We start from the raw sequence: 12,352 nt of genomic DNA, 5'->3' as shown, positions 1-12,352 counted from the left end.
GATCAGCGACGGCACCGGAACCACCCTCGACTCCGCGTCGCTGTCGACCGACCACGTCGTCGTCAACCAGAACGTGCCGCTGGTCTCCCAGCAGCAGATCAGCGTCGAATCGCCCGCCAACGCCGACGTGGTCACGCTCCAGGTCGGAAGTTCGTTGCGGCGCACCGACAAGCAGAAGGACAGCGGGCTGCTGCTGGCGATCGTCGACACCGTCACGCTCAACCGCAAGACCGCGCTGGCCGTCTCCGACGACACCCACGCCGGCGGCTCGGTGCAGAAGCCGCGCGCGGTCAACGACGAGAACCCGCCCACCGCGATGCCGCTGCGGCACGACGGGTTGTCCTACCGGTTCCCGTTCCACACCGAGAAGAAGACCTACCCCTATTTCGATCCGATCGCGCAGAAGGCGTTCGACGTCAACTACGACACCCAGGAAGACGTCAACGGCCTGACCACGTACAAGTTCACCCAGAACGTCGGCTTCAACGCCGACGGCAAGCTGGTGGCGCCGGTGGCCTACCCGTCGCTGCTGGCCGGCAACGAGGACGCCAAGCAGACCACGTCGGCGTCGATGTGGGGCATCCAGGGCGGCGACCCGAACGAGCAGATCACCATGACCCGCTACTACGCGGCGCAGCGCACGTTCTGGGTGGATCCGGTGTCGGGCACCATCGTCAAGCAGACCGAGCACGCCGACCACTACTTCGCCCGTGACCCGCTCAAGCCGGAGCTCACGCTGGCCGACTACAAGGTCACCTCGAACGAAGACACCGTCGAGTCACAGATCAACGCGGCCCGCGACGAGCGCGACCGGCTGGCGCTGTGGTCGCGGGTGCTGCCGATCACGTTCACCGCGGTCGGCCTGATCGCGCTGATCGGCGGTGGGCTGCTCGCCTCGTTCAGCCTGCGCAGCGAGAGCGCACTGACCGACCCCGGCCTGGACCGGGGCGACCAGGACTTCTTCGGCCGCAGTGGTCTCGAGGAACCGGTGCCCGGCGCCGAAGCCGAGACCGAGAAGCTGCCGACCCAGCGTCCCGAGGGCCGTCAGGAGGCCGGTCCACCCGGCTCCGACCCGCCCGGCCCGGACGAGCCCACCGAGGCGGGGCCCGCCGAACCCAATCCGCCCGGCCAGCACGACCGGGAATAGCCCGGCCCGGATGCGTTAACCGTGCGCTGGACCCGACCCGGGTACGCACTGGTCTTGGCGCTGCTGGTGGTCGGGCCGCTCCTGGCGCCCGGGTACCTGCTGTTGCGTGACGCGGTGTCGACGCCGCGGTCCTACCTGTCCGACACCGCGCTGGGGCTGACCTCGGCGCCGCGCGCCACCCCCCAGGATTTCGCGGTGGCGCTGGCCTCCCATCTGGTCGACGGCGGCGTGGTGGTGAAGACCCTGCTGGTCCTCGGGTTGTGGCTGGCGGGATGGGGCGCGGCCCGGCTGACCGCCGTCGCGCTGCCGTGCGCGGGCGCGCCCGGCCAGTTCGTCGCGACCACCGTGGCGATCTGGAATCCCTATGTCGCGGAACGGCTTTTGCAGGGTCATTGGAGCCTGCTGGTCGGCTACGGCTGCCTGCCCTGGGTGGCCGCGGCCATGCTGACGCTGCGGACGACGGCGGCGAGCCGGTTCGCGTTTTTCGGGCTGGCCTTCTGGATCGCGCTGGCCGGGCTGACCCCGACCGGGCTGCTGCTGGCCGCGACGGTGGCGCTGGTCTGCGTGGCGGTGCCGGGCACCGGCATCGCGCGCGGGTGGTGCGCCGCGGCCGCGTTGGGCACCGCGCTGGTGGCGGCGCTGCCGTGGCTGACGGCGTCGGCGATGGGGTCGTCGCTGACCGCCCACACGGCGGCCAACCGGCTGGGGGTCGCGGCGTTCGCGCCCCGCGCCGAGCCTGGGTTGGGAACCCTGGCCAGCCTGGCCAGCCTCGGCGGCATCTGGAACGGCGACGCCGTACCCGGTTCGCGCACCACGCTTTTCGCGGTGTGCTCGGCCGTGGTGCTGCTGGATGTGGTCGCGGTGGGCCTACCGACGGTGGCCCGGCGTCCGGGGGCGGTGCCGCTGCTGGTGCTGGCGGCGGTGTCGGTGCTGGTCCCGGCGGCGCTGGCGACCGGCCCGGGCCTGCAGCTGCTGAGCACGGTCGTCGACACCGTGCCGGGCTTCGGGGTGTTGCGCGACGGGCAGAAGTGGGTGGCGCTGGCAATGCCGGGCTACGCACTGGCGGGGGCCGGCGCGGCAGTGACGCTGCGCCGGTGGCTACGACTGTCGGGCACCGCGGTCCCGGCGCTGGTCTGCTGCCTGGCGCTGCTGCTGGCGCTGCCCGACCTGGCGTGGGGCGTGTTCGGCAAGGTGGCGCCGGTGCGCTACCCGCGCGGCTGGACCGCCGTCGCCGCGGCCATCAACACCCAACCGGCGGCGGTTGCGGTGTTGCCCGCCGGCACCATGCGGCTGTTCTCCTGGTCGGGCCCCACACCGGTGCTGGATCCGCTGCCCCGCTGGGTGCGCGCCGACGTGCTGAGCACCGGTGACCTGGTGATCTCGGGGACCACCATCGCCGGGGAGGGCGCGCGCGCCCGGGCGGTGCAGGAGCTCCTGCTGTCCGGGCCCGATCCGGCGGCCCTGGCCGCGGCCGGGGTGGGCTGGCTGGTGGTCGAATCCGACAGCGCCGGCGACATGGGGGCGGCCGCGCGCACCCTGGGCGCGCTGGCCCCCGTCTATCAAGATCGCGAGATCGCGCTGTATCGGATCGGCGGGCAGACTTCCGCGGTGGCCGCCGGGCGGCGGACGGCGACGACGGTCGCGCATCTGGCGTGGCTGGCGATGCTGATCGGCGGCGGCGCCGGCGCGGCGATCGGCGCGTGGCGGCGCCGGGCGCGCTCAGCCCCGCCCGGTGACTAGCCCGCTGACCGTGCGGCCGGCCTGCACCGCTTCCAGCACGCCGCACATCGCGTCGGCGCTCTGCGTCCAGGAGAATTCCCCGCTGCGGGTGTGCGCCTTCGCGCCGAGTTGCTCGCGCAGCACCGGATCGTCGAGCAGTTCTTCGAGCCGATCCACCAGCTCGGCGTGGCTGTCCACCAGGATCCCGGTCACCTCGTCGACGATCGAGTCCGACAGGCCACCCGAGGACCGGTAGCCGATGGTCGGCACCCGGTGCTGGGCGGCCTCGACGACGGCCAGGCCCCAGCCCTCCTTGCGCGACGGCAACAGGTGCACCCAGGCCCCTTGCAGGACATGGTGTTTGGTCACGTCGTCGACGTGACCGTGAAACGTCACCGCCGAACTGATGCCGAGCCGTTGCACGTGCTCGACGAGCCGCTCGCGCCACCAGCCGTCGCCGACGATGTCCAGGTGCAGATCCGGTGTCCGCGGCAGCAGCCGCGCGACCGCCTCCAGGGCGTCCTCGATCTGCTTGTGCGGTACCAGCCGGGACAGCACCACCACCCGCGGCGCGGCCGAGCGCGGGCCCGACAACGACTGCGCCGGCGCCCGGTCCAGGCCGTTGCGCACCACCGCGATCTGGGCGCCGTCCACACCCAGGGTGACCAGGTCGCGCGCGGACGGCAGCGACACCGTCACGTACTGGTTGTGCCGGTTCACCCGCGGCGACAGCGTCGACTCGACGAACCAGCCGAGCCTGCCGAGCACCGGCCCGGCCACCGGCCACTGCTCGCGGTGGCAGTGGTGCACCAGCAACACCACCCGGCGGCCGTAGATCAGCCGGGCCAGGAACGGCAGACCGTTCTGGGTGTCGATGACCACGTCCGGTCGCACTTTCCGCAGCGGCCCGACCCCGAGCCGGGCCGCGGCCATCGCCAACAGCGCGAAGATGTACACCGTGTAGCGGCCCCCGGCCCGGGTGATCCGCACGCCGTCGACCACCTCGCGGCGTGGTGCGCCGGGATAGCCGGCGGTGCGCAACGTGACGGCGATTCCCGAGGCGGCCAGCTGCGCGCCGATGCGCTGCAGATAGGCTTCGCTGCCGCCGCCCTGCGGGTGCCCGGTATCGCGCCAGCACAGCAGCAGCACGGAGCGCAAGGAAGACATTGGTCGTCAGCCTAACCGGCGATGATCTGCGCCGGGCAGCGCTACACATCCGTAGGGTGTGGCCGGTGGCGGCCACCGAGATCTTCGCGCGCCGGGCGACCCTGACCCGCTCGGTGCGGCTGCTGTCGGAATTTCGCTACGAGCAGCCGGATCCGGCCCGCTTCTACGGCGCCCTGGCGGCCGACACGGCGGCCATGGTGAGCGATCTGTGGCGGGCCGCCCGCGGCGAGCCCCCTTCCGGCCGCACGCTTCTCGACGTCGGCGGCGGTCCGGGCTACTTCGCGGCGGCCTTCACCGATGCCGGCTTCCGCTACGTCGGGGTCGAACCCGACCCGAGCGAGATGCACGCCGCCGGGCCCACCGTTGCCGGCGGAACCGGGACCTTCGTGCGCGCGTCGGGAATGGCGCTGCCGTTCGCCGACGACTCCGTGGATATCTGCCTGTCGTCCAACGTCGCCGAGCACGTGCCCCGACCCTGGCAGCTCGGCGCCGAGATGCTGCGGGTGACCAAGCCGGGCGGGCTGGCCGTGCTGTCCTACACCGTTTGGCTGGGGCCGTTCGGCGGCCACGAGATGGGCCTGACCCACTACCTCGGTGGAGCCCGCGCCGCCGCCCGCTACGCCCGCAAGCACGGCCATCCGGCCAAAAACCACTACGGGTCGTCGTTGTTCGCGGTGTCGGCGACCGCGGGCCTGAACTGGGCCGAGAACACCGGGGTGCTGGTGGCCGCATTTCCCCGCTACCACCCGCGATGGGCCTGGTGGCTGACCGCCGTACCGATGCTGCGCGAGTTCCTGGTGAGCAATCTGGTGCTGGTCCTGCAACCCCAATAGTGAAACGTGTTCTCGTTTTGCGTCGGCTTATGTAGGGTGGCGCCATGGGCGACATCAAGACCGAATACGACAAGCTTTTCATCGGCGGCAAGTGGACGGAGCCGTCGACCTCTGAGGTGATCGAGGTGCGCTGTCCGGCCACCGGCGAGTACTTCGGCAAGGCACCGCTGGCCGCGGCCGCGGACGTCGACGCGGCGGTCGCCGCGGCGCGCGCCGCCTTCGACAACGGTCCGTGGCCGACGACGCCGCCGAAGGAGCGCGCGGCCGTCATCGCCAACGCGGTCAAGCTGATGGAGGAGCGCAAGGAACTGCTGAGCGCGCTGCTCGCCGGGGAGACCGGCCAGCCGCCGACCACCATCGAGACGATGCACTGGATGGGCTCGATGGGCGCGATGAACTTCTTCGCCGGCCCGGCCGTCGACCAGGTCAAGTGGCGCGAGATCCGCAACGGCTCCTACGGCCAGACCATCGTGCACCGCGAACCGATCGGCGTGGTCGGCGCGATCGTCGCCTGGAACGTGCCGCTGTTCCTGGCGGTCAACAAGCTGGGCCCGGCGCTGCTGGCCGGCTGCACCGTCGTGCTCAAGCCGGCCGCCGAAACCCCCTTGACCACAAACGCTTTGGCGGACATCTTCGCTGAGGCCGGCCTGCCCGAGGGCGTGCTGTCGGTGGTCCCCGGCGGCATCGAGACCGGCCAGGCGTTGACCTCCAACCCGGACGTGGACCTGTTCACGTTCACCGGCAGCTCCGGCGTCGGCAAGGAGATCGGCCGTCGCGCCGCGGAAATGCTCAAGCCGTGCACACTGGAGCTCGGCGGTAAGTCGGCGGCCATCCTCCTCGAGGACGTCGACCTGGCCTCGGCGATCCCGATGCTGGTGTTCTCCGGGATCATGAACACCGGGCAGGCCTGCGTGGGCCAGACCCGCATCCTGGCGCCCCGCTCCCGCTACGACGAAATCGTGAACGCCGTAAGCGAATTCGTGCAGGCCCTGCCGGTCGGACCGCCGTCGGACCCGGCCGCCCAGATCGGCTCGCTGATCTCGGAGAAGCAGCGCGCCCGCGTCGAGGGCTACATCGCCAAGGGCATCGAGGAAGGCGCCCGGCTGGTGTGCGGCGGCGGCCGTCCCGAGGGCCTGGACAACGGGTTCTTCGTCCAGCCCACGGTTTTCGCCGACGTCGACAACAAGATGACGATCGCCCAGGAGGAGATCTTCGGGCCGGTGCTGAGCATCATCCCGTTCGACACCGAGGAGGACGCGATCAAGATCGCCAACGACTCGGCCTACGGGTTGGCCGGCAGCGTGTGGACCACCGACATCCCCAAGGGCATCGCGATCTCGGAGAAGATCCGCACCGGCACCTACGCCATCAACTGGTACGCGTTCGACCCGTGCTGCCCGTTCGGCGGCTACAAGAACTCCGGCATCGGCCGCGAGAACGGGCCGGAGGGCGTCGAGCACTTCACGCAGCAGAAGAGCGTGCTGATGCCGATGGGCTACACCGTCGAGAGCTAACTTTCGCAGGCAAAGTTCAACCGTTCGGATGAGTCGGTGCGGGTGGCACAGCTGATTTATTGAGCAGGTGGACACACCGGATCAGCTGAAGCTCGCCGTCGATGCTTAAGGTCGGGCTGGCCGAACTGCCGCTGCACACCCGCCTCTCGCCAACGGCGTTGATGCGGGCGAGTTATCTCACCGCCGTCGCCGCCCGGCTGGATTCGTTTTGGATACCCGATCATCTGAACAGTCTGTTTCCCCGCTCGGTGATGACACCGAAGTATGTGGGGGCCGCACGGCTGGCGCCCAAGACCGACGCGCTGCTGGAGCCGTGGACCGTGCTCGGGCATTTCGCCGCGCGAAACCGGCTCGGCCGCTTGCGACTCGGCACCGGCGTCACCGACACCGGCCGGCGCAATCCGGCCGTGACCGCGCAGGCCGCGGCGACGCTGCACCTGCTCACCCGCGGCCGCGCCATCCTGGGGATCGGCACCGGCGAGCGGGAAGGCAACGAGCCCTACGGCGTGGATTGGTCGCAACCGGTGGCCCGGTTCGAGGAGGCCATGGCGACCGTCCGGGCGCTGTGGGACTCCGGCGGTGAACTCGTCACCCGGGACTCCCCGTTCTTCCCGCTGCACAACGCCGTGTTCGACCTGCCGCCGTACCGCGGCAAGTGGCCCGAGATCTGGGTGGCCTCACACGGGCCGCGGATGCTGCGCGCCACCGGCCGCTACGCCGACGCCTGGTTCCCCGGCTTCATCATGCGGCCCAAGGAATACGCGGCCGCCCTCGAACAGGTAAGGACGGCCGCCTCCGACGCCGGCCGCGATCCCGCGTCGATCACCGCCGCCGGCTGGAAGTTCGTCGTCACCGGAAGCAGCCGCGACCAGGTGGACGAGGCGCTGAGCTCGGACGTCATGAAGGTGTTCGCGCTCAATGTCTCCGCCGACAACTGGGCTCGCCACGGTGCGAGTCACCCGCTGGGAAGCGACTTCACCGGCGCGCAGGACCTCGTTCCGCAGACGCTGGACGAGCACACCGCGATCTCCTCCACCGCCCACGTGCCCCTTTCCTTGATGAAGGAGTGCATTCTGAGCGGAACTCCAGACGATGTCATTGATCAGGCGGCCGAATGGCGTGACCACGGCCTGCAATACCCGGTGATCTGTCACGTCAGCGTGCTGCAGCCGAGCCTGCGCCGCGGTCTTGCGGCGACCGCACCGTTCATGCGGGTGCTGCACAAGCTTCGCAGGTTGTGAAAGCCGAAGGGGGGCAAGGTCATGACCGCTCAACCCATGCCGGAACGTTCGGCGCCCCTGATCGCGGGCGCGCTCGAGGTGATCGACAAGGGCACGTGCACCGCGGCGCATCCGGTCCCGCTGCTCTTCGTGCACGGCGCCTGGCACGGCGCGTGGTGCTGGGACGAGCACTTCCTGGATTTCTTCGCGGACAGGGGCTTTCGCGCCGTGGCCGTCAGCCTGCGGGGTCACGGAAACAGCCCGGTCCCCAAGGCCTTTCGGCGGTGCTCGGGCGCAGACTACGTCGACGATGTCCGCTCCGTCGCCGACGCCTTGCCGACCCCTCCGGTGCTGATCGGCCATTCGATGGGCGGTTACGTGGTGCAGAAGTATCTGGAGACGGCCACGGTGCCGGCCGGCATACTGCTGGCGGCGTTATCGGTTCGCGGCCTGAACAACCTCATGCTGCGCCTGATGAAACAGCACCCGTGGCTCATGACCAAAGGCATGATCACCGGCAGATCGTTGGAGATCGTCGGCCGCCCGGCGCGAACCCGGGAACGCTTCTTCTCCGCGCAGACGCCCGAGGACGACGTCGCGAGGTGTGTGGCGCGGCTGCGGGAGGAAAGCCAGCGCATCCTTTTCGACGCGGTGTTGCTCAACCCGCCCAGGCCCCAACGGGTGAGGACGCCGATGCTCGTCCTGGCCGCCGAATACGACGGCTGCCTGACTGTGGATGCGATGCGCGACTTGGCCCGCAGCTATGGCACCGAAGCCGAAATCTTCCCCGGCATGGGCCACGACATGATGCTCGAGCCCGGCTGGGCGGCCGTCGCCGACCGGATTGAGGCGTGGCTCGCCGGCCGGGGTTTGTGAGGCTCGGCGCTTTTCGGCTAGCGCCCGACGAAGCGGGCCGGCCGGCGTTCGACGAACGACTGCACACCCTCCGCGGCGTCCTGACTGGCGAAGAGTTCGATGACGGCGGGGCGCAGCCGCTCGATGGCGGCCGCGTCGCCGCGCTCGACCGCCAGGTGGGCCGAGTCCAGCGTCGCCCGCACACCCAGCGGCGCGGCGCGATCGGCGATGGTGTGCGCGATGTCGCGGGCCCGGGCCAGACCCGCCGCGGCGTCGTCGGCCACCTCCTGGACCAGCCCGATGCGGTGCGCTTCGGCCGCGTCGAACTCGTCGCCGGTGAGCAGCCAGCGCATGGCGTTGCCCCAGCCGGCGGCCCGGGGCAGGCGGATCGTCGCACCGCCGAACGGATAGATCCCGCGCTGCACCTCCAGCTGGGTGAACCGGGTGCCGGGCGCGGCGATGCGGATGTCGGCGGCCAGCAGCAACTCGATGCCCAGCGTCATGCACCAGCCATGCGCGACGGCGACCAACGGGGTGGTCCAGGCGCCGTCGAGCCGCCAGGGATCTTTGCCGTCGTCGGGGAAGGACAGCTCCCCGCCGGCGATGCCGGGACCGACGTCGACGAGGTCCAGACCGGCGGTGAAGTGGTCGCCGTGGGCGAACAACACGCCGGCCCGCACCGAGGGATCGGACTCCAGCACGCCGTAGGCGCGGGACAGGTCGGCCAGCATCGCCCGGTCGAACGCGTTGCGCTTGTGCGGCCGGTTAAGGCCGATGAGCAGGACATGGCCGTCACGCTGCAGCGACACGGTGTCCAGATCCGGTAGGGCGGGCGGCGGCGACTCGGGGCTGGTGACCATCCGCTTAGTGAAGCGGAGTTGTAGAGATTATGCAATAGAGCATAATTTTGCTCTATTTTCGCGTCCGTAAGTGCGGATCCCGACCAGCTACGCCGCGGATTTATGCGGCGTGCGTCACACTTCGGCTGAGAAATTGCTTAATTTACGGGTGTCTTATATGGTTCATAGCATAATCAAGGGCCGCACACAGGCCGGGAGAACATCATGTGGATCATCGAGCTCAACGTCGCCGGCTATCAATTCACCCGCGAGATGCCAGACTTGCGGCGTCGTACTTTCCGCTTCAGCCCACGTCACATGCACTGGCCGGCGCTGCGGCACTCGCACGCTGCATGACCCCGACCATGGGAGGTACTCACGTGCCGACTATCGGTGAGGCAGCACTGGAGCAAGCCCCGGCGAAGCGCGGGGGCACCCGGACGAAGATGCTGGCCAGCGCGGCCGAGGTGATGCGCGAACGCGGGGCGGCGGGCGTCACCATCGACGCGGTGCTCGCCCGCAGCGGCGCCCCGCGCGGCTCGGTGTACTACCACTTTCCCGACGGACGCAACCAGATCCTGACCGAAGCGCTGCGCTACTCCGGCGACTCCATCACCGCAATGATCGACGACGCCGCCGGACGGGGCGCCCGGGTGTTGTTGCAGGAGTTCGTCGGGTTCTGGGAACGGCTGCTCACCGAAGGCGGATTCACCGCAGGCTGTCCGGTCGTGGCGGCGGCGATCGGCTGTTCGGACGAGGACGGCCCCAAGCTGTCCGCCGAGGCCGGCGCCATCCTGGGCCGCTGGTGCACCGCGCTCAGCCGCGCGTTCGTCAACGACGGCTTCGACCACGCCGACGCCGCGTCGCTGGCCGTCACGTCGATCGCCGCGCTGGAGGGCGCCATCGTGCTCTCCCGCTCCACCCGCAACGCGGGCCCGCTACACCAGGTGGGCGAACAGCTCGAATTCCTGATCAAGGCAAAGGAATTCGTTGCCCGGAACAAGATCCCGGGCAGGCAGGAAGCGGCGCAGTGATCCGCTCAGTCGCTGGCCGGTAGCGGCTTGACCTCTTTGAGCTGCAGGGCGGTCTGCCCGATGCTCAGGCTGCCTGCGCCCGGCTTGGTTACCAGTACCTCGGCACCGGCGTCGTCGACGTAGCGCTTACCCATGACCGTGCCGTCGGCGAATGCCGGGTCCAGTTCGCCCGACAGCTCGCCGCCGACCGGCACCATCGGCGCACCGCCACACCGCAGGTCGTCCAGACTGTCGGCACTTCTGACGACGATCACCTGCGTGTCACAGACCTGGCTGGCGAGACGAGTTCCGTTCTTGATCATTGATTTCCGTCCTTGATCGCTTACTGCTGGGCCGTCCGACGCGCAATCGGGGTGAGGGTCTGGATGATCTCCCGCCGCAAGACCTTGCCGGTAGCGGTGGTGGGCAGCTCGTCGCGAAACACTACCTCGTCGGGGGTGCGTGAACCGCGCAAACTCTTGCGGACGAATTCCCGCAATTCTTCGGGGTCGGGGTCCGCGCCCGCCGCCGGCACCACGACCGCGACGATCGCCTGGCCCCACTGCGGGTCCTCGACACCGACCACGGCGACATCACGCACGTGGGGATGCTCGACCAGGACCTCTTCCAGCTCGGCGGGCGCGATGTTCTCGCCGCCCCGAATGATGGTGTCGTCGCTGCGCCCGCCGATGAACAGGTAGCCCTCGTCGTCGAGCATCGCGATGTCCTTGGTGGGAAACCAGCCGTTCTCGTCGAGCACCGAACCGATCCCGGTGTAGCGGCCCGACACCTGCTCGCCCCGCACGAACAGCTCGCCGGTCTCACCCGGCGGCAGCACATTGCCGGCCTCGTCGCGGATCTGCAGCTCGATGCCCGCCACCGCCTGGCCGACCGAGCCCAGCCGGCGGGCGACGTCGGTGGTCGTCCCGGCCTGCGCCGCACGATGGTCGTCCGGCGTCAGCACCGCGATCGTCGAGCTGGTCTCGGTCAGGCCGTAGGCGTTGACGAAGCCCACGTTGGGCAGCAGCTCGAGCGCGCGACGGACCAGCGGCAGCCCCACCTTCGAGCCGCCGTAGGCCAGGTTGCGCAGCGACGGCAGCTCGATGGCCACCCCGTCGCCGTTCTCCAGCACCGTGATGATGCGGTCCAGCATGGTCGGCACCACCGTCGCGGTGGTGACGTTCTCGGTGTTGATCAGCCGAACCCATTCCTGCGCATCGAAATTCGGCAGGTACACCATTTTGCGGCCGGCGTACAGATTCGACAGCGCGGCGCTGACCCCGGCGATGTGATACGGCGGCACGCAGATCAGGGCGGCGTCGGTGTCGGCGGCCGCCCCGAATTCGACGGTCCCGGTGACGTAACTGGTCAGGTTGTTGTGCGAGAGTTCGACGGCCTTGGGCTGCGACGTGGTGCCCGAGGTGAACAGCACGATCGCGACGGAGTCCGGGTCCGGGAATTCCGCGGCCGGCTCGGCGGTGCGCGCGGCCGCCAAAAAGTCGTCGGAGACCATCACCCGGTCCGACACCTCGCCGACCGCGTCGCGATAGCGGCTGTCGACGATCACCAACGGTTCGGGCAGCCGCTCGATCAGCGCCTGGATTCCCTCGGCGGAGAGCCGGTAATTGATCGGCGTGAAGGCCACCCCGGCGCGCGCGGAGGCGAAGATCAGCACCGGCAGCATCGCGCCGCCGGTGCCCACATACGCGACGTGCTTGGCGTTCGACGCGGCGATCACGCCCGCGCCGCCGTCGGCAAGATCGCTGAGCTGTTGCGTTGTCAGCCGCAGGTCTCCAGACACCACCGCGGTGCGCTCGGCGTCACCCGACGCGGCCATCTCGAGCAGCAGCGAAATGCTCATCCTCGATCTTTCTCCGGTATCAACGGTATCGACGCGTTACAAAGCTGACCAAAAGTGTCATGCCCGACTGTAGTTTAGATCACGCAACTATCTTGCGGCCCAGCACCGTCGGCCCATCGCATCGCCCGAGCGTGCGGGCGAGGTTTATCCGCAGCTGACGGTGGGTTAACCCACCCCGAAGCCC

12 protein-coding genes are annotated in these 12,352 nt (G+C 69.6%); 8 read left to right on the top strand and 4 right to left on the bottom strand.

What is annotated here, in order from left to right; all coding sequences use genetic code 11:
• Both A5708_RS19300 and A5708_RS19295 read left to right on the top strand, forming a co-directional pair.
• On the top strand, positions 1-1,147 hold a 1,147-nt coding region (locus tag A5708_RS19300), incomplete at its 5' end, for a DUF3068 domain-containing protein (RefSeq protein ID WP_065030160.1).
• A gap of 21 nt (positions 1,148-1,168) precedes the next feature.
• Positions 1,169-2,887 carry a hypothetical protein gene (locus tag A5708_RS19295; RefSeq protein ID WP_065030159.1) on the top strand — a complete coding sequence of 573 codons (1,719 nt, stop codon included), beginning with the start codon at positions 1,169-1,171 and terminating at the stop codon, positions 2,885-2,887.
• On the opposite strand, the gene A5708_RS19290 is transcribed toward A5708_RS19295, so the two are convergent.
• Positions 2,867-4,033, bottom strand: coding sequence for a glycosyltransferase family 4 protein (locus A5708_RS19290; protein WP_065030158.1), 1,167 nt, complete (start codon positions 4,031-4,033; stop codon positions 2,867-2,869). The two genes, A5708_RS19295 and A5708_RS19290, sit on opposite strands and share 21 nt — an antisense overlap.
• Positions 4,034-4,098: 65 nt before the next feature.
• Between A5708_RS19290 and A5708_RS19285 the strand changes: the two genes are divergently transcribed.
• The 4 genes from A5708_RS19285 to A5708_RS19270 all read left to right on the top strand — a co-directional run bounded on the left by A5708_RS19285 (position 4,099) and on the right by A5708_RS19270 (position 8,476).
• Positions 4,099-4,866, top strand: a complete 768-nt coding sequence (locus A5708_RS19285) for a class I SAM-dependent methyltransferase (protein ID WP_065030162.1) — start codon at positions 4,099-4,101, stop codon at positions 4,864-4,866.
• Positions 4,867-4,910: 44 nt separating this feature from the next.
• The gene (locus A5708_RS19280) at positions 4,911-6,380 is read left to right on the top strand and encodes an aldehyde dehydrogenase (protein ID WP_065030157.1); all 1,470 of its coding nucleotides are present in this window, start codon (positions 4,911-4,913) and stop codon (positions 6,378-6,380) included.
• A 101-nt stretch (positions 6,381-6,481) separates the two neighbouring features.
• Positions 6,482-7,621 (top strand): LLM class flavin-dependent oxidoreductase, encoded by a 1,140-nt coding sequence (locus A5708_RS19275; RefSeq protein WP_065030156.1) that lies wholly within the window; start codon positions 6,482-6,484, stop codon positions 7,619-7,621.
• Positions 7,622-7,642: 21 nt separating this feature from the next.
• Complete coding sequence (locus A5708_RS19270; protein ID WP_231117955.1) at positions 7,643-8,476, top strand: alpha/beta hydrolase; 834 nt, start codon at positions 7,643-7,645, stop codon at positions 8,474-8,476.
• Between the two features lie 17 nt (positions 8,477-8,493).
• Here A5708_RS19270 and A5708_RS19265 read toward each other — a convergent pair whose 3' ends face one another.
• The gene (locus A5708_RS19265; RefSeq protein WP_065030155.1) at positions 8,494-9,315 is read right to left on the bottom strand and encodes a crotonase/enoyl-CoA hydratase family protein; all 822 of its coding nucleotides are present in this window, start codon (positions 9,313-9,315) and stop codon (positions 8,494-8,496) included.
• Positions 9,316-9,519: 204 nt separating this feature from the next.
• On the opposite strand from A5708_RS19265, the gene A5708_RS27830 reads away from it, so the two are divergent.
• A complete protein-coding gene (locus A5708_RS27830) occupies positions 9,520-9,651 on the top strand; it encodes a hypothetical protein (protein WP_003874074.1) in 132 nt (43 codons plus the stop codon).
• Positions 9,652-9,740: 89 nt separating this feature from the next.
• Positions 9,741-10,328, top strand: a complete 588-nt coding sequence (locus A5708_RS19260; RefSeq protein WP_065030154.1) for a TetR/AcrR family transcriptional regulator — start codon at positions 9,741-9,743, stop codon at positions 10,326-10,328.
• 5 nt (positions 10,329-10,333) lie between these two features.
• On the opposite strand, the gene A5708_RS19255 is transcribed toward A5708_RS19260, so the two are convergent.
• Together A5708_RS19255 and A5708_RS19250 are read right to left on the bottom strand one after the other, a co-directional pair.
• Complete coding sequence (locus A5708_RS19255) at positions 10,334-10,630, bottom strand: hypothetical protein (protein WP_065030153.1); 297 nt, start codon at positions 10,628-10,630, stop codon at positions 10,334-10,336.
• Positions 10,631-10,650: 20 nt separating this feature from the next.
• Positions 10,651-12,168 carry a class I adenylate-forming enzyme family protein gene (locus tag A5708_RS19250; RefSeq protein WP_065030152.1) on the bottom strand — a complete coding sequence of 506 codons (1,518 nt, stop codon included), beginning with the start codon at positions 12,166-12,168 and terminating at the stop codon, positions 10,651-10,653.
• Positions 12,169-12,352 lie beyond the last annotated feature (184 nt).

Source organism: Mycobacterium colombiense (genome assembly GCF_001672755.1).
In the GTDB taxonomy this organism is placed as follows: Bacteria; Actinomycetota; Actinomycetes; order Mycobacteriales; family Mycobacteriaceae; genus Mycobacterium; species Mycobacterium colombiense_C.
This window is presented reverse-complemented; position numbering and strand designations above follow the sequence as displayed.